The organism is Streptomyces sp. NPDC053750 (assembly GCF_044544295.1).
Lineage (GTDB): Bacteria > Actinomycetota > Actinomycetes > Streptomycetales > Streptomycetaceae > Streptomyces.
Window position 1 is genome coordinate 620,335 of sequence record NZ_JBITXB010000002.1, and the last position, 21,750, is coordinate 642,084.

Consider the following 21,750-nt stretch of genomic DNA (forward strand, 5'->3'; position numbering starts at 1 on the left):
CCGGGCCGGCCCGGCGCCACCGGCCTCGGTCAGGGGGCACCCCGGGCCGTCCCCTCAGGGGGCGATGGGCAGCCGGCGCTTGTGGTCGGTCAGCCGGTAGCGGGTGACGATCGTCTCGAAGGCCTGCTCCGTCACCGGCTTGCCCTCGAGGAAGTCGTCGATCTCCTCGTACGTCACTCCGAGGGCGTCCTCGTCGGCCTTGCCGGGGTCGAGGGCCTCCAGGTCGGCCGTCGGGACCTTCCACACCAGCTCGGCCGGGGCGCCCAGCGCGTCGGCGACGGCGCGCACCCGGCGCTTGGTGAGGCCGGTCAGCGGGACCACGTCGGCGGCGCCGTCGCCGAACTTGGTGAAGAAGCCGGAGACCGCCTCGGCGGCGTGGTCGGTGCCGACGACCAGGCCGTGGTGCGCCCCGGCCACCGCGTACTGGGCGATCATGCGCTGCCGGGCCTTGATGTTGCCGTGCACGAAGTCCTGGTGGTGGGCGTCGCGGAAGGCCACGTCGGCGGCGAGCAGGGCCTCGAGCGCGGCGTCGCTCGCGGGCTTGATGTCCACGGTCAGTACGTGGTCGGCCTTGATGAAGGAGAGCGCGAGCTGGGCGTCGTGCTCGTCGGCCTGGACCCCGTTGGGCAGCCGCATCGCGTAGAAGCCCGCCTCGTGCCCCTCGGCCCGGGCTCGCTCGACGGCGAGCTGGCACAGTCGGCCCGCGGTGGTCGAGTCGACACCGCCGCTGATACCGAGCACGAGGGACCGCAGGCCGGTGGAGGTCAGTCGCCCGGCGAGGAAGGCCACCCGGCGTTCGATCTCCTGCTCGGCGTCGAAGGTCTCCGCGACCTCCAGTTCCCGGGCGATCTCCAGTTGCAGGGCGATGGACGCCGGCTCGCTCATTCCGCTCCTTGTTCGACTTGTGGGGGCTCGTCCCACGGGGGATGGTTCACTCAGCCTACCCAGCGGCGTCCGGCGGAGACGGGCCGACCGGTGTGGGAACGCGACGTGCGGGGCGGCCGTCGTGGCCCGCCCCGCACGTCGGCGGATCAGTGCGGATCAGCGGGGACCAGTGCGGTTCAGCCCAGCGGCTCCACCCGGATGTTCCGGAACCGGACCTTGTTCCCGTGGTCCTGCAGCCGGATCGCCCCGGCGGCCGGCGTCTCGGCCCTGCCGGAGGCGGTGGGCCCGTCGAGGACGATGTCGTCGTGGACCTCGGTGCCGTTCCACATCACCGTCACCCGGGCGTCGGCGGTCTTGTTGCCGCTGTCGTCGTAGCGGGCCGCGCGGAAGACGATGTCGTACGTCTGCCATGTCTCCGGGGCGGTCGCCGCGTTGGTGTCGGGCGCCTTCTTCAGGTAGAAGGCGCCGGCCTCGTTGGTGGCAGGGGAGGTGTCACCGTAGGAGTCGAGGATCTGCAGCTCGTAGCGGTCCTGGAGGAAGATGCCGCTGTTGCCGCGGTCCTGACCCGTCACCTCGGGCGGCAGTTGCGGGACGCGGAACTCCACGTGCAGCGCGAAGTCCTGGTAGGCCTCCTTGGTGCGGATGTCACCGCAGCACACCTCCATCGACTTCTCGTCGGTCAGTGGCCATGCCACGCGCCGTCCGTCCGTGTGCTGCCACTGGGCCTGCGAGGCGGCGGTGCCGTCGAAGAGGGCTACCCGGGTGCCGCGCGGGTGCACGGTGATCAGGTCGAGGTTGACATGACCGGTGTCACCGGGGTCGTACCGGTAGGAGACCGTGTTGTGACCGGCGCGCAGGTGCAGGCGTTCGGTCCGGGTGGACCAGGTGTCCCAGTCCCCGGTGGAGGGGAGTTCCGTCTGCCGTACCTTCTTCCCGTTGGCGTACAGGGAGAGCGACTTGGTGCCCTCGAACGGATGCGGGCCGTTGGAGTAGCGCAGGTTGACGTCGTAGGTGCCCGACTTCGGGACCGTCACGTCGAACGTCGTGGCGGCCTTGCCCTCGGTGTCGTAGCGGTCGACGAATCCGCTGCCGGAGTAGCCGGTGTGGTCGGTGTCGACGCCGGCGGTGCCGGTGAGACGCGCCTCCTCGGCCTCGTGGAGGGTGGCGGAAGGCGGCTGCTTGCCGGGCATCGCGTTGAGCGTGTACCAGGCCTCGGTGCTCCACAGGGTCTCACCGGACGCCGAGGAGAAGGGACGGGGCGAGCGCACGTGCACCACGCGGTCCGGCTTCAGGCCGTCCAGCCGCAGCCGCACGGTCCGGCCGTCGTCGGAGAGGGTCGCCGAGCGCACCGCCAGGTCCTCCTCGGCGATCTTCGGGCCGCCGTAGTCGGCGGTCGGCGTGTAGCGCCACTGCTCGACCTCGTAGCGGTCGGCGAGCTGCGCGGCGGTCTCGGCGGACACCGGCTGGGTGTACGTCAGGTCGAAGCCGCCCGGCACGGCCCGCATCTTCTGGATGTCGAAGGTGTTGCCGCCGTTGGGTGTCAGCTTCTGCAGGCCGAACTTGAGCTTGCCCGCCTGCCCCCAGTTGCCGTCGGCGCCCAGGCCGCCGGCGTAGACCGCCCCGTCCGGACCGACGCTGATGCGGTTCACGCCGGCCTCCAGGCCCTGCGTGTAGCGGAAGACGGCGCCCTGGTACTGGCCCTTGACCTTCTCCAGGTAGGCGCGTTGCAGACCGCCGTAGGTGACGTCGCCGATCAGCATCTGGCCCGCGAACGGGCCCTTCTTCAGGTACAGCGGTGTGGAGGGCGAGTTGCCGATCTCGTTCTGCGGCAGCCACAGCACCGGCTCGGTGACGGGGGAGTCGTCGAAGGGCCCGGAGGGCTCCGTGTAGTGGTTGAAGAAGCGGTCCTGCTTGACCTGGACGAGTTTCGAGGCGGGCAGCCATCCGCCCTGGTTGTCGGTGGCGAAGAGGCCGTTGTCCGGACCCCAGCCGATGCCGTTGGGCGTGCGCAGTCCGCCCGCGATCGGGCTGATCTTCCCCGTCTTCTTGCTGATCCTGTACGTGGTCCCGCGGCCGGGCGCGGGCTGCGGGGTGGTGGTCGCGCCGCCGAGGTTGATGGCGACGGAGAGGTTCACGTAGAAGTACCCGTCGCGGTAGAGCAGGCCGAACGCGAACTCGTGGAAGTTGCCGCCGTAGGGCCAGCTGGCGACCGTGCGGTACTCGTCGGTCACGTCGTCGTCGTTCTCGTCGACCAGCCGGGTCAGTTCGTGCTTCTGGGAGACGTAGAGCGAACCGTCGACGTACTTGATGCCCATGGGCTCGCGCAGCCCGCTCGCCACCTTCTTGACGGTGACCTTGTCGCGGCTGGTCGCGCCGGTGACGTTGTCGAGGAGGTACACCTCACCGGCAACGTTGTCGGTGCCGCCCCAGGTGCTGATCGCCAGGCGTCCCTCGGGCAGCCAGTCCATGCCGGTGACCTGGGGTTCGAAGCCCTCGGGGCGCAGGTCGGTGAGGGTGAGGTCGGGGCGCACGGAGGTGAGCGGCAGACCGTCGCCGGGGGTGTCGCGCCCGGCCTCGCACTCCTTGCGGCCCGGTGCGGTCACCCGGACGACACCGGCGTCGGTGCTCAGCGCCTCGCGGGGCACGACGGTGAACTCGCTCTCGCCGGGCGGCATCCAGGACAGCTGGAGCTGCTGGCCGCCGCCGCGGTCGAAGTGCTCGATGCGCAGCGGGTGCGCTCCCGCGGTGAGGGTGACCGTGCCGTCCTTGGGCTCCGCGCCGTGGAGGCCGTCGTGGTCGATCACCGTGGCGCCGTCGAGGGTCAGCCGTGAGCCGTCGTCGCTGGTCAGCCGGAGCACGTAGGTGCCGTCGCGCGGTGCGACCAGGTATCCGGACGCCTCCGAGACGAAGTTGTCGGCGATGCCGCCGAAGTCGGCGGTGGTCGACCAGTCGACCGTCGGCATCAGCTTGTCGTGGTTGGGGGTCTGGCCGGGCTTGAGGGTGCACAGCTCGTTCAGCGGTGTCTGCACGTCGAACACGCGCAGGGTGACTCCGGGCTCCTGCGGCGGGATGTCCGCGGGCGCGGCGGAGGAGGCCGGTGCGGCCCAGACGCCGCCGAGGGAGATCGCTGACGCCAGCAGGACGACGAGGTGTCTTCGGGCACGCGGGAACAGCCGTTGGTGCATTGGTCCTCCGGGATGTGGGGACCGGACCGTGCCGGAAATCGCTCCGGTCTCGTGCGGCATGACGGTGGTTCCGCCGCCACGGTAGGGGACTTCCGTTTGACATGTCCATACTTTGTCATCGGTGTGTGCAAAGTGTGGCCGGAAGCGCCGGGCGGGCGGGTGACGGGCCCGCCCGGCGCCGCCGTCCTCCCCGCTCGTGCTCAGTCGAACGGGGCGAGGGTGAGCTGTGCCTGCGCCGGGTCGCCGTCGTGCACCAGCGACTCGTGGTGTCCGACGTCGTCGAAGGCGAAGGCGTACGCCTTGCCGTCGGTCATCCGGTCGTGGATGACGCGGGCGTAGTGGTTGGTCACGGAGTCCTGGTAGAAGTTCGCCGCCGAGGTGTCCGGCTGGTTGGGGTTGGTCAGCAGGGTCGACCGGTTGAAGCCGGCGCACAGCGTGCGGGAGATCGGCCCGCGCACGGCGTCGTTGGGTGCGTCCAGGAACTTGTGGCAGCCGAAGACGCTGGAGGCGTCGGGCTTCTGGAAGCTGGTGACGACCGCCCCGGCGCTGTCGGTGAAGTGCATGACGCCGCCCGAGACACGTCCGGAGTACTTGGTGCCCGGCCGGTCCGCGAACGGGGTGACCGTGAGCGTGGCCGACGTGTACTTCTGCCAGACACGGTTGATGTAGTCGTCCATGGCCGACGCGGGCAGCGCTCCGGTCTCCAGCCCGTACAGCGGCGACAGCGCCCGCAGCACCGTGCCGTCGGAGCGGGTCTGGATCAAGCCGCCCCAGCCGCCGGGCTGTGCCCGCAGGGCGTCGAACACCGCCTGGTAACCGCCCGGCTCGAGCTGCCCGGTGGTGCTCACGGCGCCGTCGGCGCGCTGCACGCCGACCGTGTAGGGCGCGGAGAACATGTCGACCTGGGTGCTGTTCAGCCACAGCCCGGAGTCGTTGAGCGTGTACTCGGACCAGTTGAACAGGATCTCGCGGTTCGGGTCGCTCGGGTTCTGCACCGCCGGTTGCACCAGGCCGCCCGTGGTCAGCCGGAAGTCGAGCTTCCGGCCGTACGAGAAGTAGATGCGCCCGGACAGCTTGGGGATGCGGATGGTCTTCGTCTGCCCGGCCGCCGGTCCGGGGATCGACGCGTCCGGGGCGGGGGTGGGGGGATTGCCGCCCGCGGGCCAGGCGTGGAAGGTGCCGTCGGCGTCGGCCCAGCCCTGCTGTCCCGTCGTCAGGGAGGTTCCGAGCGTGTAGACGTGGACCTGCTCGCCGCGGGCGGAGTTGTTGGTGATCTTCAGCGGGATGGTGGCGGGCACCGCGGCGTCGGCGGGCGGGGAGGCGCCGACGGTGAGCAGGGCGCCGGCCAGGCCGACGGCCGAGGCCGCGGCGATCAGGCGGTGTTTGAGTCTGGTGAGCACTCTCGACCTCCGTGCAGGTGTGGGGGGATTGGTCCGTACCGGTGCGTGAGAGCGCTCTCAGAGTCTCTGTCGGTCGCGTCCATGTCAATGTGTGGGGCGCGGTCGTCTTGGGGTGAGCGCTCGTCTCCCGAGGGCGGGACGGGCTTCGACGCCTCGCACCGCACCCGGCCCTCTCGTATTCTCCGGGGTATGGCTACGCCTCCGGAGAAAGCGGCCGAGGACGCGTCGGGGGCGGGACCGGCCGTACGGCTCACCTCTGGGACGGGCAGGTGGGTCCTGCTCACCACCGTCCTCGGCTCCAGCATGGCGATGCTGGACTCGACGGTCGTCAACGTCGCGCTGCCGCGCATCGGCCGGGACCTGGACGCGAGCCTCGCCGCACTCCAGTGGACCGTGAACGCCTACATGGTGACGCTGGCGGGCCTGATCCTGCTGGGCGGCTCGCTGGGGGACCGCTTCGGGCGGCGGCGGATCTTCGTCCTGGGCGTGGTGTGGTTCGCCGCGGCCTCCCTGCTGTGCGGACTCGCACCGACCGGCGGGGTGCTGATCGCCGCCCGCGCCCTGCAAGGGGTCGGCGGCGCGCTGCTGACCCCCGGCTCTCTCGCGCTGATCCAGGCCTCGTTCCACCCCGACGACCGGGCCCGGGCCGTCGGTCTGTGGTCCGGGTTCGGAGGGGTCGGCGCGGCCGTGGGGCCCTTCCTGGGCGGCTGGCTGGTGGACGGCCCCGGCTGGCGCTGGGTCTTCCTGCTGAACGTTCCCCTTGCGCTGGTGTGCGCCCCGATCGCCCTGCGGCACGTCCCCGAGTCAGCCGACGGCGGCTCCCACCGCGGCTTCGACGTGCTGGGGGCGGTGCTCGGCGCGCTGTCGCTCGCCCTGGTGACGTATGCGCTGATCGAGGCCCGCGGCGGCTCCGTGGCCGTGGCCGTGGCGGCGGTCGTGGGAGTCGCGGCGGGCGTCGCCTTCGTCCTCGTGGAACGACGGCGGCCCGACCCGATGATGCCGCCGGACATCTTCGCCTCACGGCAGTTCACGGCCGTCAACCTGGTGACCCTGTGCGTGTACGCGGCGTTCGGCGGCTTCTTCTTCCTCACCGCCCTCCAGCTTCAGGTGGTGGTGGGCTACTCGGCGCTGGAGGCGGGTACGGCACTGCTGCCGACGACGGCCTTGATGCTGCTGTTCTCCGCCCGTTCGGGTGAGTTGGCCCAGCGCATCGGGCCGCGCATCCCGCTCACCGTGGGGCCGCTGCTGTGCGCCGCGGCGCTGCTGCTGATGCTGCGGGTGGGACCGGGCGCCTCGTACCCGCGGGACGTGCTGCCCGCGCTGCTGGTGATGGGCGCGGGCATGGTGACGCTGGTCGCGCCGCTGACCGCCACCGTCCTAGCCTCGGTGGACACCGCGCGGGCGGGCCTGGCCAGCGGAATCAACAACGCCGCGGCCCGCGCGGCGGGGCTGATCGCGGTGGCCGCGCTGCCGTTGCTCGCAGGGATGGGCCCGGACGCGTACCGCTCGGCGGGCGCCTTCGACACGGCGTTCCGGCGGGCGATGCCCATGTGCGCGGGCCTCCTGGTGCTCGGAGCGGTGCTGGCCTTCGCGACCGTACGCCGCCCGGCCCCCGACTGCCGACGCCCGGAGTGCCGCACACACGGCTCCGTCGCCGTGCCGCCACTGGAACCCCGACGGGAGGACACCCGGCCCGGCCCCGCCCCGGGCACCCGCCTCTGATGCCCGGGGCGTCCAGCACAATGACTCCATGACCTCCACTTCCAGGGCCCGCGCCGGTGTCGTCGGTGATCCGACGCGGATGCGGCTCGCGGCGGCAGCGGCAGCCCTGCTGATCGTCGGCGCGGGACTGGGACTACGGGCGACGGCGGGGGGAGAGGTGGCCAAGTACGGCGGGGACGCCCTGTACACGCTGCTGCTGTGCGCCCTCGTCATCGTGGTGGCGCCGCGCGTGACGCCGCCGGTCGCGGGCGGAGTCGCCCTGGCGGTGAGCTGGGGGGTCGAGTTCCTGCAACTCAGCGACCTGCCGGCGGAGCTCTCCCGGCACAGCACGGCTGCCCGCCTGGTCCTCGGCTCCACCTTCAACGCACCGGACCTGTTCTGGTACGTGGTCGGCGCGGTGGTCGGCTGGATCGGTTGGCGTGGCGTGTGCCGGACGCGTGGTGCCGGCGCGCCGTAGCCCCCGTCAGTCGGGACGGGTCCGGAACCGGCGCCGGTACTCGGTCGGTGTCGTGTCGAGCCTGCGGCGGAACGCCCTGACAAGGGTGTCGACGGTGCCGAAACCGCATGCCGTGGCCACCCGTTCGAGGGTGACGTCGGTGGCTTCCAGCTGCTGGCGCGCCACCTCGACGCGGGCCGCTTCGACGTAGGCGTGCGGCGTCGTGCCGAGTTCGGTCTTGAAGATCCGGGTGAGCTGCCGGTCGCTGACGTGGGCGCACGCGGCGAGGTCCGCGACGGTGAGCGGCTCGCCGAGGTGGCGCATGACGTACTGGCGCAGCTCCTCGACGCGCCGCGAGGTGGAGTGATGCCTCAGGGGGACGCTGAACTGGCTCTGTCCGCCCGGTCGTTTGAGGTACATCACGAGTTGCCGGGCCACGCCCAGCGCGATGTCCTCCCCGAGGTCGTCGGCGACGAGGGCGAGCGACAGGTCGAGGCAGGCGCTGATGCCCGCGCCGGTCCACACATTGCCCTCGCGGATGAAGATCGGGTCTTCGTCGACCTCGACCTCCGGGTGGTCGGCGGCGAGTTGACGCGTGGTCGACCAGTGGGTGGTGGCGCGCTTGCCGTCGAGGAGCCCGGCGGCCGCCAGGAGGTGCGCGCCGACGCAGACGGACGCGACCCGGCGGCTCCGCGCGGCGAGTTGTTTCACCCGCTCCACCACGGCCGGGTCGGTGAGCGCGTGGACACGGCGACGGCTGTCGACCTCGACCGCGCCGGGTACGACGAGGGTGTCGATGCTCTTCGTGGACAGACCGTCGAAGGTGACGTCGGGGAGGACACGGACCCCGGCGGCGGTCGTGACCGGTTCCAGGCTCTCGGCGGCGAGGACCACGTCGTAGCCCGCCGCTTCGTCCGTCTCGCGTCGTGCGAGGGAGAACACCTCCGGTGGTCCGGTGACGTCGAGCAGGTCGACGCCTTCGAAGAGGACGATGACGATCGGTCGTCTGACGGTGTTCAAGGGCTCCCACGCTCCACGGCCACGATGTCGGTATCTGCAGGTTAGACGACATTGCCGACACCTCTTAACGGTCGTAGCGTCATAGGCGCAGGTCACCGCGCGGTGGCCCGGCCTTCCCGACACCGAACCCTTGAGGAGCTCTCCCATGCCCGGAACAACTCTGCGCCGGCTCAACGGCTTCGACGACACCCCCGCCAAGCTCGCCGACGCGACGCTGGTCCTCGTCGACTACCAGAACACCTACACGACCGGCGTGATGGAACTGGACGGCTGGCGGGAGGCACTCGACGCCGGCGCCCAACTGCTGGAGCGGGCACGCCAGCAGGGGGCGAAGGTCATTCACGTCGTCAACGACGGCGGCGCAGGCACCCCGTACGACATCCGGGCCGAGATCGGCCGCATCCACCCGGACGTCGCGCCGGTCGACGGCGAGCCCGTGGTCGTCAAGGAGACGCCGAACGCCTTCCACGGCACCGACCTGGGCCGGCACGTCGACGCCGCGGGACACAGCGACCTCGTCATCGCCGGGTTCATGACGCACATGTGCGTGGCCGCCACCGCGCAGGGCGCCTTCCTGCGCGGCAACCGCGCCACCGTCGTGGGCGACGCCAGTGCCACCCGGGCACTGGCGGTCGCGGGCGTCGAACTGGACGCCCGCCAGGTGCACCACAGCGCCCTCGCCACCATCGCCGACCTGTACGGAGTTGTCGTTCCGTCGCACGACGACCTCGCCTGACGCGTCACCCGATACCCGGCACGCCGTGATCGACTCATGTGCGCGTCCAACTACGCGGTCGGCAGCATGCTGGTGGCCGCCAATGGGCGCTGCGCGACGGTGCGGCGGCGGACGCCGAGACCCACGGGCTGCTGCTGGTGATGATCCAGGCTCGGGGCCGGACCTTGTCGGGGAGGGAAACCCACACGTGGCCGTCGCCGAGGGCCGGCTCGTCATGCGCGCCTCGCGCTCCGTCGCGGCGCTCTCCTGCGGTCCGGGAGAGCGCCGCGACGACGACGGGCCTGCTACCGGGTGCTGCCGTCCTTGCGCACCAGCCGGGCGTGCGCGCTGTCGAGTCGGTCCGCGATCTGCTCGACCCCGATGGCGTCGAGGCCCCGACGCCCGGACACGGCCGCCTTCGCCGCCGAGAGCGCGGAGTCGAACACGGCCCACGAGCCTGCCGCGTAGTCGGCCCGGACCGGACTGCCGACCGCGTCCAGACCGTCCCGGATCGGTGTCACGTCCACCTCGCCTTCCACGTCGCCCGATACGACGTCGAACGCGTCGACCACGGCCTTCCCCGACTTGAGGACGAACGTCGCGGTGTGCCGGCCGTCGGAGAGGCCCCGCAGCGCGTACGTCGCGCGCCGCTTGTCGGAGGCCACGGTCCTCGCGTCCTCGGCGATCGGCTTGCCGTCGACGTGGACGTCGAACACGGCACTGCCGTCGTTGCCGCCGATGACGTCGACGCCCGTGCCCGTGAACGGGACGGTGAACGACGCTCCGGCGTCCGTGCTCGTCGACGTCGTGCGGTACCAGTCCATCGCGTCGCCGAAGGAGGCCTTCCTGCTCCAGGCGCCCTCGTAGGCGACCGAGTCGTCCATGTTGTCGATCTGTGCGCGGACGTAGGGGGTGTACCCGTCGACCTTCTCGACCTTCAGGTTGTCGAACGCCGTCCTGTGGAAGTCGGATCCGAGCTTGACCCGGCCCGAGGTCTGGGGGGCCGGGTCCTCGTACGTGGCGACGGTCCGTCCGTCGACGGAGGTCGTGATCGTCGCGCCCTTGGCCTCGATGGCGAGACGGTAGGTGTCGGATGCCGGGACGGTGCCCGAGGTGACCGCGGTGCCGTACCTGTAGAACGTCCAGGTGCCGTCCGGGCGGACGCGGACGTTGTACGCGGCGTCGCTGACGGCCATGCCCTTCTGCTGGCGGACGCCCAGGGTGGCGAGGCCGCCGTCCTCGTCCGGGAAGGAGACGTCGACGGAGGCCTTGTAGTTCTGCCAGCGGAAGTCGCCGACCGTGGTGTTCGGCGTGTGCCGGTTCCAGGCGCCGGTGTCCTTCATGGACTGGTCCATGTACTGGTACAGCACGTTGTCGCCGTCGGCGTCCTGACCGACTTCCCAGGCGCCGGTCTGGTCCACCATGTAACGGGGCTGGTTGCCACGCGACGCCAGGTAGGGCTGGGACACCTTGCGCGTGCCGTTGCCGGTCCCGACCCGGACGCTGCCCTCCTCCTCGTACCCGAAGTCGTCGGCGTACAGGACGTGGTCACGGGTGTCGTGCCTCTTGCCGGTGGCGTCGGTGTCGAGGACCGTGCGGTCCCCGGACTCCGGCAGACGCTGGTTCGTCGCCTTGTCGTGGCTCCTGTCGAGCGTCGTCAGGGTCACGATGGACCGGGGGTGGACCGTGTACGAGTAGTACCCGTCGTCGCCGGGCCGGATCTCGTCGACGAGGTGCTTGAAGTTGGCGTCGTACGCCTGCCCGGGGTCGGCTCCCCGGGTCTCCCAGACCTCCATGGTCGGATCGCCGAGTCGCATGTTCTCGGCCTTGATCCGGTAGGTCCGCGGACGGTCGCTGTCGTTGACGACGATCGTCGAGAAGTCCTTCTTGCGCGGGTCCGCCAGCGTCATGTAGCTGGGGGCCCCGTTCGACCCGTCGAGGTCGACGGTGCCGCTCACCCCGCTGAAACTGGCCTCCGGGACGGTGCGCCAGATGCCCGCCGTGTTGGTGTCGTTCTCCCAGCCGGTCTTCGCGAACTGGGTGAAGTGCTGCATCACATAGATCGCCGCGTCGTAGTGGAGGTGGCCCGACCACGGGTCCCGCGCGCTGACGAGTTCCTTGTGGCTGTACTGGGCGCCCTCGTAGAAGGAGCCGATCGCCGGCTGGAAGACGTAGTGCGTCCGCTTGGAGTTCGCATAGCTCTTGACGGAGCGGTTGGCGAGGTCGAGGGCGCTCTGCACGCCGCCGATGCCCGTGCTCGCCCCGTTCGGTCCCTCGGTGTTGTTGACGCGGTACTCGGTGTAGCCGAACGACGCGGTTCCCTCGCTGTACCAGACCTCCTTGTCCTGGCCGTACTTGTTCGCGCCGGTCGCCAGCTTGGTGTAGGGCTGGTAGGTGTCGCTGTCGGTGCTGCCCTCGCGCCGGTCCTCGGTGTTGTAGTGGTAGCCCACCGCGTCGACGATGCCGAAGAGCTCCTCGTCGCTGAGCACGGACGGCCCGATGTGGTGGGTGTTGTTCTCGTCGGAAGCGATGATCTTGATCTTGTGGTAGGCCTTCGCGGCCCTCTTCTGCTGGGTCGCCGAGAGGCCGTAGCGCGGATCGGCGAAGTCCGTGTCGGTGACGATCGCGTTCTTGTACCACTTGATGAACGCCTCGTTCGGATCCCGCGTCTCGTTGGTGTCCGGGTCGACGTAGTCGACCATGTATCCGTACTTCTCGTAGGCGTCGAGGATCGTTTCCTTGTACCACGTGTACATCTCGTCGGAGCCCGTGCCCTTGTCCCATTCGGCCTGCACCCATGCGGGCATGACCCAGCGGAGAATGGAGACCTTGAGGTCCGGGTTGACCGTCTTGGCATCGGCGGCCAGCTGGAAGCCGGGGGAACGGGACGCGTCGGCCGACTCGTCGGGTGTGCGCATGGTCGCCGGGTCGGAACCGGTCGACGTGTTCGTGTCCGAGCCCATCTCGACCTTGACGTGGTTGATCAGTGGGTTCTTTCCACCGAACAGAACCCTGATGAGCTGCCAGTACCGGTCGGGATGCTCCGCCTTGTAGTCCATCAGCAGATTGCTCGTGCTGTTGCAGCTGAGCACGCCGAGGCCCTTGTAGGTCAGCCCGTTCACGTTGTCGCCGCGCACGTCGTGCCCGTCGACCACGACCTCCACGGGATCGTCCGCGGGGTGCGCGGCGGGTGCCGTGATCACTCCGGCCGCCAGCGCCAGGGTGGTTGCCGCGGCGAGCGACATCCATCCGCGTCCGCGCCCCCTCTGTCTCCTCTGCGTTCCCATCCGGCTTCGACTCCTTCGTCCAATTCGTCCTGTGGTGCGTCGCGACCCGTCGGTCCCGCCCGGTCAGGCGCGCCTCAGTGCAGCAGCAGGCGAAGCTGGAGTGGAAGCTGTGGCACAGGAATCGATCAAATTCGATCAACTTGGAAAGTGTGGCCTGCCTCGACGGCCGTGATCAATGCGCGCAGGGCCGGCGCGACGAGCGGCTCAGGGAGGGTGTCGTCCAGCGAGGCGAGGGCTCGGGTGGCGCGGTTCCTGGCGCGGCCGGGGCGACCGCGGCGGTGGTCCGCGCATGCCTGCGCGTAGCGGGCGGTGAGGACGGCCCACGCGTCGCCACGGAGATCCGGCCGGGCGAGTACGCGTTGTGCGGTGCGGGACGCCGCGCCGGGTGCGAAGGCGGTTTCGGCGACCGCCTGGGCGGCGAGGCTCGCGGCGGGGGAGGGGCCGCCCGCCGCGCCGGCCGGAATGAGGGCGGCGGCCTGCGCGAAGTGTTCCGCGGCGGCCTCCGCGTCGCCTCCGTGCAGGGCGATCACTCCCTGGACGTGGGCGATACGGCCGACCGCGGCGTCGTCGCCGGCCAGGACGGCCTGCGGCCAGGCCACGCCCAGCAGGCCGAGCGCGGCCTCGGGATCCTGTGCCGCGCCGAGCCAGGCCGCCAGCCACCGCGCGTTCATGGCCACCTCGCTGTCCGGCGGACACCACGCCAGCAACCGCATCACCGACCCGAGGGCGGCCTCCTGCGCATCGTCGTGCAGCAGCCACCAGAACCACAGACCGACCATGGTCTCCAGCGACTCCTGAGCCTCACCGGCGCACAGGGGGGTGGAGAACTGCATCGCGGCGAGTTCGTCCCGCTCCTCCCGCACGAGACGGACCGCCTGTCTCTGACGGCCCGCGACCCACAGACCCTCCGCCACCTCGGCGAGCCGGAGGCGATGCGCCGCCCGGCGTTCGAGGGCCTGCTCGAACTCGCCCGCCTCGCGCAGCCGCGCGTCCCCGAAGTCCCGCGCCGCCCGCGTCATCCGGTAGCGCGGCGGACGCAGCCCGCCCGGATCGCGGACCGGCTCGAGCACCCTCATCGCCGCCAACTGGGCCAGCAACGAGGGAACTTGCTCGGGCTCCACGCTGCCGCCGGCACACAGGAACACCCCGGTGGACTCGTTGAAGGCGCCGGTGAACACGCTGGCCCTGGCCCAGACGATGCGCACCTCGCGCTCGCACAGCAGATAGCTCGCCCCGACGGTGTCGCGCAGGGAACGGTGCCGGCTCAGGCGTGGGCTCCCGCTGCGCAGCCAGCACTGGTCGTGCTCCAACGCGTCCGCGAGCTCGCCCACGGAACGGCGCGCCAGCTGCTCGGCGGCCAGGTCGATGGCGTGCGGCACCCCCTCCAGCGACCGGCAGATCGCCTCCACGGCCGGGAGGTCCGCCTCATCGGCGCAGAATCCTTCCACCGCGGCGCGGGCACGGGTGAGGAAGAGTTCCACCGCGGCCGGACGCGCGCCGTCGGCGGGACGGCCGGTGTCCAGCGGCGGCAGCTCCAGCACCTGCTCCTCACCCAGGCCCAGCGCCCGCCGTGAGGTCACGATCACCCGCAGCGCCGGCACCGCGGCCAGCAGATGCTGCACGAGCCGTGTGCACTCCTGGTGGACCGGGTCGACGTCGTCGAGGAACAGCAGGACGCCGGGGGCGGCCAACTGCCCCACGAGGTCGCCCCGACCGGGCTCCTCGTGCCGCGCGTGCGGGCCGTGCAGCGCCCGGAACACGGCCGCGGCCAGCGCCCCCGGCTCCCCGGGGCCGCGACCGTCCCACCGCACCCGGACCACACGGCGCCACGACGTCGAGCGCCTCGCCACCGCCGAGGCCGCAAGACAGCTCTTCCCGACCCCGGCCCGCCCGGTCACCGTCACCAGGTGATGAACGGCCACCATGCCTTCGAGCGACCGGAGTTGTTCCTCGCGGCCGATGAGCCCGCCCACCACGACCCCGTCGTCCACAGGCGTCACCACGGGACTGCCGACACACTTCCACACGTTCATGGCCTTCCGCGCGCTCGGGCTGCTGCATGACGGCCGCCCCGTCCGAGGCCGACGGCCACGTCCGGGGTCGGCGCCCCGTACGCAGAACCGTCACTGCAACGACGTCACGGCAATCCCAACGCGATACGGCCCGGAAGGTCGCGACTCCCGCCCCGGAACACACCCCGCAACGACACCTCGAACACCGGAGCGACCGGTCGGTGCGCCCGCTACTCGGCGTGCTGCCGGCGGACCATCTCGGAGATCCAGGTGGGCGCGAACGGAGACGTGCAGCCCGGGGGAGTCGGGTAGTCCTTGAGCACCTCCAGGCGCTCACCGATGCCGATCGCACGGGCGCGGTGCTCGGCGTGCTCGATGCCGATCTGCGCCAGGCAGTGGTTCATGGCCCACTGCAGGCGGTCCGGGGCGTCCTTCATCTCCGCCTCGATGACGTCGAGCAGCCCCGCGAGGTCGAGGCCCTCGGGCTTCTTCGCCACGCGCGCGGTGGTCAGCGCCCAGCCGGCACTCGCGACCACCGGATCCGGATCGGCGGACCAGGCCGGACGCAGCTCTTCGGCGTGCGGGCTCTTCTTCACCACGTAGTTCACGAGCCAGTCGTGCACCTTGGGAGGGCGGGCCTCGCGCACCATCCCGTCCAGATCGTCACGCTCGAACGCCTTCGGACGGCAGATCAGGAGGGCCAGCAGTCTCGCCGCGGTGTCACCCGTCTCCCAGAGCCGGCACGCGAGGTCCTGCTGCGTCTTCAACCGCTTGGCGAGCGCGCGCAGCTTGCCGAGGTTCACACCGTGATCGTCACCGTGCCGCTCGTTGACCGCGCGCGCCTTCGGGTCCTCGAGCCCGGCCAGCTCGGCCATGACTTCGGCCACCGTCGTCCCGGTCACCCCGGCCTCCTGTCCTCCACGTGCGAGGGCCAGCCTACGACGGGCCGCTGTGAAACCGAGATGTCCCGAGCGGCATCGGTCGGGTAGCGTGCCGGGCATGTCGAGTCCTGAGTCGGACGAGGTGGGGGCTCTCGGTCACGCCGTCAGCCCCCTGAACCCCTGAGTCCGTAGTACTGCCGTCCCGCCGCGTCACGCGGCCGGACGCGTGCGCCCGTGGGTGCTGACCGCGGTGACGAGGCGACCTCTCGTTCCTCTCCTCACCTCGGAGCCACTCGATGCCTTTCCCGCTGTATCTGCTTGCCCTGGCGATCTTCGCCATGGGCACCTCGGAGTTCATGCTCGCCGGCCTCCTGCCGGACATCGCCTCCGACCTCGACGTCACCGTCGCGACAGCAGCCACGCTCACCCCGGCCTTCGCGGTCGGCATGGTCGTCGGCGCCCCGCTCATGGCCGCGCTCGCCCGCCGCCGGCCAGGACGGTCGAGCCTGCTCGGGTTCGTGTCCGTGTTCCTGGGAGCCCACGCGGTGGGTGCCGCCACGTCGAGCTTCTCGGTCCTCTGCGCGACCCGGGTGGTCGCCGCGCTCGCGAACGCCGGGTTCCTCGCCGTGGCACTGACGACCGCCGCTTCGCTGGTTCCGCCCGACCGGAAGGGGCGTGCGCTCGCGGTGCTGCTGTCGGGCACGACGGTGGCCACGATCGCCGGGGTCCCCGGAGGGTCGCTGCTCGGCGCACTGCTCGGCTGGCGGGCCACGTTCTGGGCCGTCGCCGCTCTCTGCGTGCCCGCGGCGATCGGCGTCCTCACAGCTGTCCCGGCGCGCCGGGTGGAGCAGCATGTGGCCGACGGGCCGTCCCTGCGGGCGGAACTCGCACAGCTCGCGCGGCCGCGACTGCTCCTGGCCATGCTGCTCGGCGCACTGGTGAACGCGGCGACCTTCGCAAGCTTCACCTTCCTCGCACCCGTCGTGACCGACACCGCCGGGCTGGGCGAACTGTGGATCTCCGTCGTCCTGGTGCTCTTCGGCGCCGGCTCCTTCGCCGGTGTCACCCTTGCCGGACGGCTGTCCGACCGGCGTCCCGGTCGGGTCATCGCGGTCGGCGGCCCCCTGCTGCTCGTCGGCTGGGCAGCACTGGCCGTGCTGGCCGACCGGCCCGTCGCCCTGCTCGCCCTCGTGTTCGTCCAGGGCGCCCTGTCGTTCGCGCTGGGGAGCACCCTGATCACCCGGGTCCTCTACGAGGCGGCCGGAGCCCCCACCATGGCCGGCTCCTACGCGACCGCGGCCCTCAACGCCGGCGCCGCCGCCGGGCCTCTCATCGGCGCGGCCACCCTCGGCACCCGGGCCGGGAACCTCGGGCCGCTCTGGGTCAGCGGGCTCCTGGTCGCTGTGGCCCTGCTCGTCGCGTTCCCCGCGCGCACCGTGATCGCGGCGGGCCGGAGCAGCGAGGTGCTCCGGTGACGCACCCGTGGGCCCCGGCGTCGAGGTATGGCGAGGGCTCCTCGGGCGCCGCCCACCCGGCAGGTCACCCACCTCGCGGGCCGAGGTCCCCCCGGACGACCGTCTGTATGATCCGGGGCCGGTCCCACAGGGCCAGGATCTCGTTGGCCACGGACACGACGGGCAGCACGTCCTCGGAGCCGTGCACCGTGACGGCGGCGGCCGACAGGCCGCGCGGTACGGCTCCCGCGTCGAGGAGCACACGCCATTCCGCCGGGCCGATCTCCAGGTACTCCAGCGCGGTGAGCCGGGCGATCTCGAGCGGGTCGGCGAGCGTACCGGGATATGCGGTGAGAGTCCGCAGACGGGGCAGGCCCATGGCCGGGGCGAGACTGAGCGGCTCGCTGTCCCACACGCCGATGGACAGGACTTCCAGACCGGGGTGCGCGGCGGCCTCGATGCCGGGCAGGCTCCGGATGTTCACGTGGCCCACGGCCGGCGGCCCGTCTGTGTTCGAGCCGCCACGCCGCTCATTGAGCCGGCCCATCACCAGGTCGGTGAGGGAGTCCGCGACCGGACAGGCGCCGACGTTCTCCTCGTGGCCGATCATGATGATCTGCCCGACGTGTCCTCGCGGGCCGGGCGTCAGGTCGATCGCCAGCCGGTCGCCCCCGCCGTTGTCCCCGAAGGCGATCCAGCCGGGTGAGCCGACCAGACCCTGCACCGCGGCGTCGGGCGGGGTGACGACCGCCTCCATCGCCGCGAACCTCCACGGACAGGGGCGTGACGCGGCGTCGGCGATGTACAGGTCGTCCAGCGGGAAGAGATCGAAGCCGACCGCGACGCACTCCCGCTGCGGTGCGTCGGGGTCGTCGGCCCAGTCCTCCCACCGGGATCGTGTCACCCGGTAGAGCGCCTTGAGTTCCTCGGGCAGCGGGACGCCGAGGCGCTCCTGCGCATGCGCGAGCTCCGCCTCGGTCGCACCGACGGCGTCCGGCAGCCGCTCACGAAGGGTCCGCTCCAGCAACGCCGGGTCCGCCGAAGGGGCCGGCACCGCCGCGGGCACCGGATCGGGAAGACGGCGCCACGGCTCCGCTACGGCACCCTCGACCAGGAGGAGCGCCCCCGGATGCGCTCCGAGCCCGGACTCCACAGCGGGGCTGCGCGCCAGCAGGCGGACCGCGGCCTCTCCGGTCGTCTCCATCCTCGTCGTGAACGAGATGTCGTCGACACCGGCGTCCGCGAGCGCGTGACGCACCCGCTCCACCGCCTCCGTCTCCTCCCGCATGTCCTCGACCTGGGCGGCCCGCCCCGGCGGGGTCGTCCGCCGCCGCAGCGGCAGGCTCCAGCCGTGCCGGCCGATGCGTCCCGCCACGCGGAGGGGCCGGGAGGCAGTCGGTTCCCGCGTGCCGGAGTCCCGCAGCAGCCGCAGGACGGGCTCCCAGGTCGAGAAGTCGTGCACCGAGGTCGAGGAAGAGGTTCGGTCGTCCATGAGCAGACCGTACGCGGGGCCACTGACATCGAAGCGAGCACCTTCCGGCGGCGTTCCGCGGGCAGTCCGGTGGCCTCGTGCCCCGGCGGAGCCGTGGTCACTGCCGGCCGGCTCCCGCGGTCACCGGATCGGGCCCGGACCCCGGCACGTCCTCGCCCGCGGGGGCCTCGTCGGTCTCGGGCGCACGGTGGAACAGGCTCAGCAGACCGCCGACGACCAGGGTGATCAGTACGCCGATGGGCACGAGCCACTGGGCCGCGACGGCCTCGGACACGGTGGTCCCGCCCGTGGTGACGTCGATCTTCACCCCGCGCACGACGTAGGTCATGACGCCGATCGTGACCAGGAAGGCCACGACGGCGTCGGCCTCGTGGGCACGGGAGACCAGACGTCCGAGGAGGAACGCGCCGAGCAGCGCACCGTAGGTGTAGCCCGCGATGGTCAGTCCGGTCAGATACACGTTGCCCGTGCTCGCGCTGAACGCGCAGGCGAAGAGGGCCATGAGGGTCGCCCACACCAGCGTCGTCCAGCGGGCGAGCCTCAGCAGCGCGTCCTCGGACGGGGTGCTGCGGAAGAAACTGTGGATGATGTCGGCGACGGTCGAGTTCGACATGGAGTTCAGCGCCGAGGACAGCGATCCCATCGCGGCGCCCAGGATGCCGGCCACGAGGAGACCGGAGACGACGACGGGCAGTCCGTGCAGGATGAAGTCCGGGTAGAGGTTGTCGGAGCTGGACAGCCCCAGCTCCGAGAACGACCTGCCCCGGTTGTAGGACCACAGCAGCGCGCCGACCAGGGAGAAGGCGGCGAACTGGACGGTGACGAAGACGCCGGAGGCGATCATGGCCTTCTGGCCCTCGCGCAGCGTACGGGTGGCCAGCACGCGCTGGACGATCAGCTGGTCGGAGCCGTGGCTGGCCATGGCGAAGATGGCGCCGCCGAGGATGGCCGTGGGCAGGGCGAACGGGCTGGTGAGGATGTGGGCGAGGCCGAAGTCGGTGTCGAAGAGGGTGAACCGTCCGGCGTCCAGCGCGCGGGCGTAGCCGTCGGCGCCGACGTGGGCGGACAGCACCGCCACGGCGAGGATCGCGCCACCGAGGTAGAGACCCATCTGGATGGCGTCGGTCCAGATGACCGCCTTGATGCCGCCCAGGTAGGTGTAGACGACGGTGATCAGCGTGAGGACGAGGATGATCACCCGGTAGCTCGCGTGCACGCCGAACTCGTCGAGCAGCAGCTTGATCGGGATGGCGGAGGCGAACAGCCGGACGCCTTCGGCCAGGAGCCGGGTGAAGACGAAGGTCACCGAGGCGAGCCCCTGCAGCTTCGGCCCGAAGCGGTCGCCCAGGTACTGGTAGGCGCTGACGAACCCGCCGCGCTTGTAGAGCGGGATCAGTACGGTGGCCACGACGACGCGTCCGACGACGTACCCCAGGGCGAGTTCGACGTTTCCGAAGCCCTGACCGCTGTAGGCGCCGCCGGGGACGCTGATCACGGTCAGCACACTGGTCTCGGTGGCGACCACGGAGAAGGAGACGGCCCACCACGGCATGTGGCCCTCACCGACGAAGTAGTCCTTCGCCGACTTCTGCCGGCCGGCCTTGCGCAGGCCGATCCAGGCGATCCCGATCAGATAGACCACGATCACTACGAGGTCGAGTTGGCGCACACTTGCTCCTGGACACGGGTGCTCCTGGACACGGGCCGGTGGTGTCACCGGCGCGGCGGTGTTCGCCAGCATGGCACCAGATCCACGCAAAACGGACGATGTCGTGCGCGCCAGGAGCGATGTGTGTCGTGGCCGGGCCCCTGTGGACCCGGCCGGCACAGGTCACACGAGTTCGGGCTGCGGTTCCGGTTGCTGCACCGGTACGGGCTTCGGATCCCACAGCCGGGTGGTCCGCACGTAGCCGTGGATCACCGAGGCCATCGCCAGCAGGAGAAGCGGGCCGAACACCCACGGGCGCGTGGCCATTTCCATCGGCAGATACCGGTACGACAGCAGGAGCAGGGCGAAGACCGCGGTGCCGTGGGCGACCAGCTGGATTCCCGCCCGGTCCCAGCCGCGGTCGAGCGCGCGCATGGCCGCATCGACCGTGAGCGCGAACACCACGCCGGCGATGAGGTCCGCGCCGTAGTGGTAGCCGAATCCCAGCGTCGCGCCGAGGGTGGCCACCAGCCAGAACGTACCGGCGCATCGCAGAATCCGCGGGCCCGTGCGGGAGTGGACGAAGATCGTGACGGCCCACGCCGTGTGCAGACTGGGCATGCAGTTGCGGGGCGTGATCTCGTCGTACGGCAGGTGCTGCGGGGGCTCGATCGGCGGTGGGGTGTGGGGCCACAGGTGCGCCAGCGTCCACTCCCCGCCGCCGGTGCCGAACGCGCCGGTGCCGTAGATGAAGATCGGCCCGACCACGGGGAAGATCATGTAGATGGCCGGCCCGAGGAGGCCTATCACCAGGAAGGTGCGCACCAGGTGATGGCCCGGGAAGCGGCGCTCTGCCGCCACGTTCCGCAGCTGGTAGAGGGCGACGACGGCCGCGGCCACCGCCAGCTGGGCGTAGACCCAGTCGAGAACATGTTCACCGACCGGGCCGGTGGCCGTGACGATCCGGCCCACCACCCATGACGGGTTGCCCAGTGCGTGATCGGCCACCGCCACGTACTGGTCGAGTACCGTCGGGCGGGTCTTCGACGTGATCAGCAGCCAGGTGTCTCCGGTCTTGCGCCCGGCCACCAGCAGCAGGCCCAACCCGACACCCTTCAGCATCAGCTGACGATCCGGTCCGGAGCGACGCGTGACGGCGATCACCGCACAGCCCACGATCACCCACAACGCCCCGTTGCCGAAAGCCAACTTGGCGTCGACCGACCAGCGCACCAGCGCGATGACGACGTCGATGCCCACCGCGGCACCGGCCGCGACGAAGCGTTGCCGCCAAGTGAGGACCACCATCATCAGCGCCATGCTGGCGTACAACAGCGGCCCCGACGCGGGGGCGAATATGAGTTCCTGCGCCTGGTTGGTGATCGGCCCCGGCAGGCCGTAGCGACGCGCGGCGATCTCCAGCGTGATGAGGAACCCGAGGGCCACCACGCCTGCCGTGGCCCACAGCAGCACCCGGGGCTGACGCCACCCGGCGAGCTTGATCCTGGAGTTGATGCGCGAAAGCGCCCGCGATGCTGTAGTTATCAATTTTTGGCCGATTTGTGAGGAGTAAGTAAGGGTTTCCTGTGAGCTCGCACATGTTATCGGCCGTG

The 21,750-nt window shown here is 71.0% G+C and carries 14 protein-coding genes; 4 read left to right on the top strand and 10 right to left on the bottom strand.

The window, feature by feature from the left end:
• Positions 1 to 54: 54 nt before the first annotated feature.
• The 3 genes from nadE to ACIGO6_RS08310 form a co-directional block, all read right to left on the bottom strand.
• Positions 55 to 885 (bottom strand): ammonia-dependent NAD(+) synthetase, encoded by an 831-nt coding sequence (nadE, locus tag ACIGO6_RS08300; protein ID WP_399872997.1) that lies wholly within the window; start codon positions 883 to 885, stop codon positions 55 to 57.
• Positions 886 to 1,061: 176 nt separating this feature from the next.
• Positions 1,062 to 4,070: a family 16 glycoside hydrolase gene (locus tag ACIGO6_RS08305; RefSeq protein ID WP_399873000.1), complete on the bottom strand. Its 3,009-nt coding sequence runs from the start codon at positions 4,068 to 4,070 to the stop codon at positions 1,062 to 1,064.
• Positions 4,071 to 4,270: 200 nt separating this feature from the next.
• Positions 4,271 to 5,470 (bottom strand): glycoside hydrolase family 64 protein, encoded by a 1,200-nt coding sequence (locus ACIGO6_RS08310; RefSeq protein WP_399873002.1) that lies wholly within the window; start codon positions 5,468 to 5,470, stop codon positions 4,271 to 4,273.
• Positions 5,471 to 5,659: 189 nt separating this feature from the next.
• Between ACIGO6_RS08310 and ACIGO6_RS08315 the strand changes: the two genes are divergently transcribed.
• Positions 5,660 to 7,192 (top strand): MFS transporter, encoded by a 1,533-nt coding sequence (locus tag ACIGO6_RS08315; protein WP_399873005.1) that lies wholly within the window; start codon positions 5,660 to 5,662, stop codon positions 7,190 to 7,192.
• Between the two features lie 28 nt (positions 7,193 to 7,220).
• A complete protein-coding gene (locus ACIGO6_RS08320) occupies positions 7,221 to 7,649 on the top strand; it encodes a DUF2809 domain-containing protein (RefSeq protein ID WP_399873007.1) in 429 nt (142 codons plus the stop codon).
• A 6-nt stretch (positions 7,650 to 7,655) separates the two neighbouring features.
• Here ACIGO6_RS08320 and ACIGO6_RS08325 read toward each other — a convergent pair whose 3' ends face one another.
• A complete protein-coding gene (locus ACIGO6_RS08325; protein ID WP_399873010.1) occupies positions 7,656 to 8,648 on the bottom strand; it encodes a GlxA family transcriptional regulator in 993 nt (330 codons plus the stop codon).
• A gap of 145 nt (positions 8,649 to 8,793) precedes the next feature.
• On the opposite strand from ACIGO6_RS08325, the gene ACIGO6_RS08330 reads away from it, so the two are divergent.
• Entirely contained in the window at positions 8,794 to 9,384 is a 591-nt protein-coding gene (locus ACIGO6_RS08330) for a cysteine hydrolase family protein (RefSeq protein ID WP_399873013.1), read from the top strand.
• Positions 9,385 to 9,668: 284 nt separating this feature from the next.
• Here ACIGO6_RS08330 and ACIGO6_RS08335 read toward each other — a convergent pair whose 3' ends face one another.
• The 3 genes from ACIGO6_RS08335 to ACIGO6_RS08345 all read right to left on the bottom strand — a co-directional run bounded on the left by ACIGO6_RS08335 (position 9,669) and on the right by ACIGO6_RS08345 (position 15,537).
• Entirely contained in the window at positions 9,669 to 12,608 is a 2,940-nt protein-coding gene (locus tag ACIGO6_RS08335) for a GH59 galactosidase (protein WP_399873016.1), read from the bottom strand.
• Positions 12,609 to 12,775: 167 nt separating this feature from the next.
• Entirely contained in the window at positions 12,776 to 14,683 is a 1,908-nt protein-coding gene (locus ACIGO6_RS08340) for an ATP-binding protein (RefSeq protein WP_399873018.1), read from the bottom strand.
• A 209-nt stretch (positions 14,684 to 14,892) separates the two neighbouring features.
• On the bottom strand, positions 14,893 to 15,537 hold the full coding sequence (locus ACIGO6_RS08345; protein ID WP_399873614.1) for a DNA alkylation repair protein: 645 nt from the start codon (positions 15,535 to 15,537) through the stop codon (positions 14,893 to 14,895).
• Between the two features lie 302 nt (positions 15,538 to 15,839).
• Between ACIGO6_RS08345 and ACIGO6_RS08350 the strand changes: the two genes are divergently transcribed.
• Positions 15,840 to 17,018 carry a Cmx/CmrA family chloramphenicol efflux MFS transporter gene (locus ACIGO6_RS08350; protein WP_399873021.1) on the top strand — a complete coding sequence of 393 codons (1,179 nt, stop codon included), beginning with the start codon at positions 15,840 to 15,842 and terminating at the stop codon, positions 17,016 to 17,018.
• A gap of 64 nt (positions 17,019 to 17,082) precedes the next feature.
• Here ACIGO6_RS08350 and ACIGO6_RS08355 read toward each other — a convergent pair whose 3' ends face one another.
• The 3 genes from ACIGO6_RS08355 to ACIGO6_RS08365 all read right to left on the bottom strand — a co-directional run bounded on the left by ACIGO6_RS08355 (position 17,083) and on the right by ACIGO6_RS08365 (position 21,640).
• The gene (locus tag ACIGO6_RS08355; protein WP_399873024.1) at positions 17,083 to 18,489 is read right to left on the bottom strand and encodes an SMI1/KNR4 family protein; all 1,407 of its coding nucleotides are present in this window, start codon (positions 18,487 to 18,489) and stop codon (positions 17,083 to 17,085) included.
• A gap of 97 nt (positions 18,490 to 18,586) precedes the next feature.
• A complete protein-coding gene (locus tag ACIGO6_RS08360) occupies positions 18,587 to 20,158 on the bottom strand; it encodes a sodium:solute symporter (protein WP_399873026.1) in 1,572 nt (523 codons plus the stop codon).
• 162 nt (positions 20,159 to 20,320) lie between these two features.
• Positions 20,321 to 21,640: a DUF5933 domain-containing protein gene (locus ACIGO6_RS08365; RefSeq protein ID WP_399873617.1), complete on the bottom strand. Its 1,320-nt coding sequence runs from the start codon at positions 21,638 to 21,640 to the stop codon at positions 20,321 to 20,323.
• Between the last annotated feature and the right edge of the window lie 110 nt (positions 21,641 to 21,750).

What these genes read in the sequence shown, in the direction of transcription:
- nadE (WP_399872997.1), bottom strand. Translation starts at nt 885, where the DNA reads ATGAGCGAGCCGGCGTCCATCGCCCTGCAACTGGAGATCGCCCGGGAA.
- ACIGO6_RS08305 (WP_399873000.1), bottom strand. Translation starts at nt 4,070, where the DNA reads ATGCACCAACGGCTGTTCCCGCGTGCCCGAAGACACCTCGTCGTCCTG.
- ACIGO6_RS08315 (WP_399873005.1), top strand. Translation starts at nt 5,660, where the DNA reads ATGGCTACGCCTCCGGAGAAAGCGGCCGAGGACGCGTCGGGGGCGGGA.
- ACIGO6_RS08320 (WP_399873007.1), top strand. Translation starts at nt 7,221, where the DNA reads ATGACCTCCACTTCCAGGGCCCGCGCCGGTGTCGTCGGTGATCCGACG.
- ACIGO6_RS08330 (WP_399873013.1), top strand. Translation starts at nt 8,794, where the DNA reads ATGCCCGGAACAACTCTGCGCCGGCTCAACGGCTTCGACGACACCCCC.
- ACIGO6_RS08335 (WP_399873016.1), bottom strand. Translation starts at nt 12,608, where the DNA reads ATGTCGCTCGCCGCGGCAACCACCCTGGCGCTGGCGGCCGGAGTGATC.
- ACIGO6_RS08340 (WP_399873018.1), bottom strand. Translation starts at nt 14,683, where the DNA reads ATGAACGTGTGGAAGTGTGTCGGCAGTCCCGTGGTGACGCCTGTGGAC.
- ACIGO6_RS08345 (WP_399873614.1), bottom strand. Translation starts at nt 15,537, where the DNA reads ATGGCCGAGCTGGCCGGGCTCGAGGACCCGAAGGCGCGCGCGGTCAAC.
- ACIGO6_RS08350 (WP_399873021.1), top strand. Translation starts at nt 15,840, where the DNA reads ATGCCTTTCCCGCTGTATCTGCTTGCCCTGGCGATCTTCGCCATGGGC.
- ACIGO6_RS08355 (WP_399873024.1), bottom strand. Translation starts at nt 18,489, where the DNA reads ATGGACGACCGAACCTCTTCCTCGACCTCGGTGCACGACTTCTCGACC.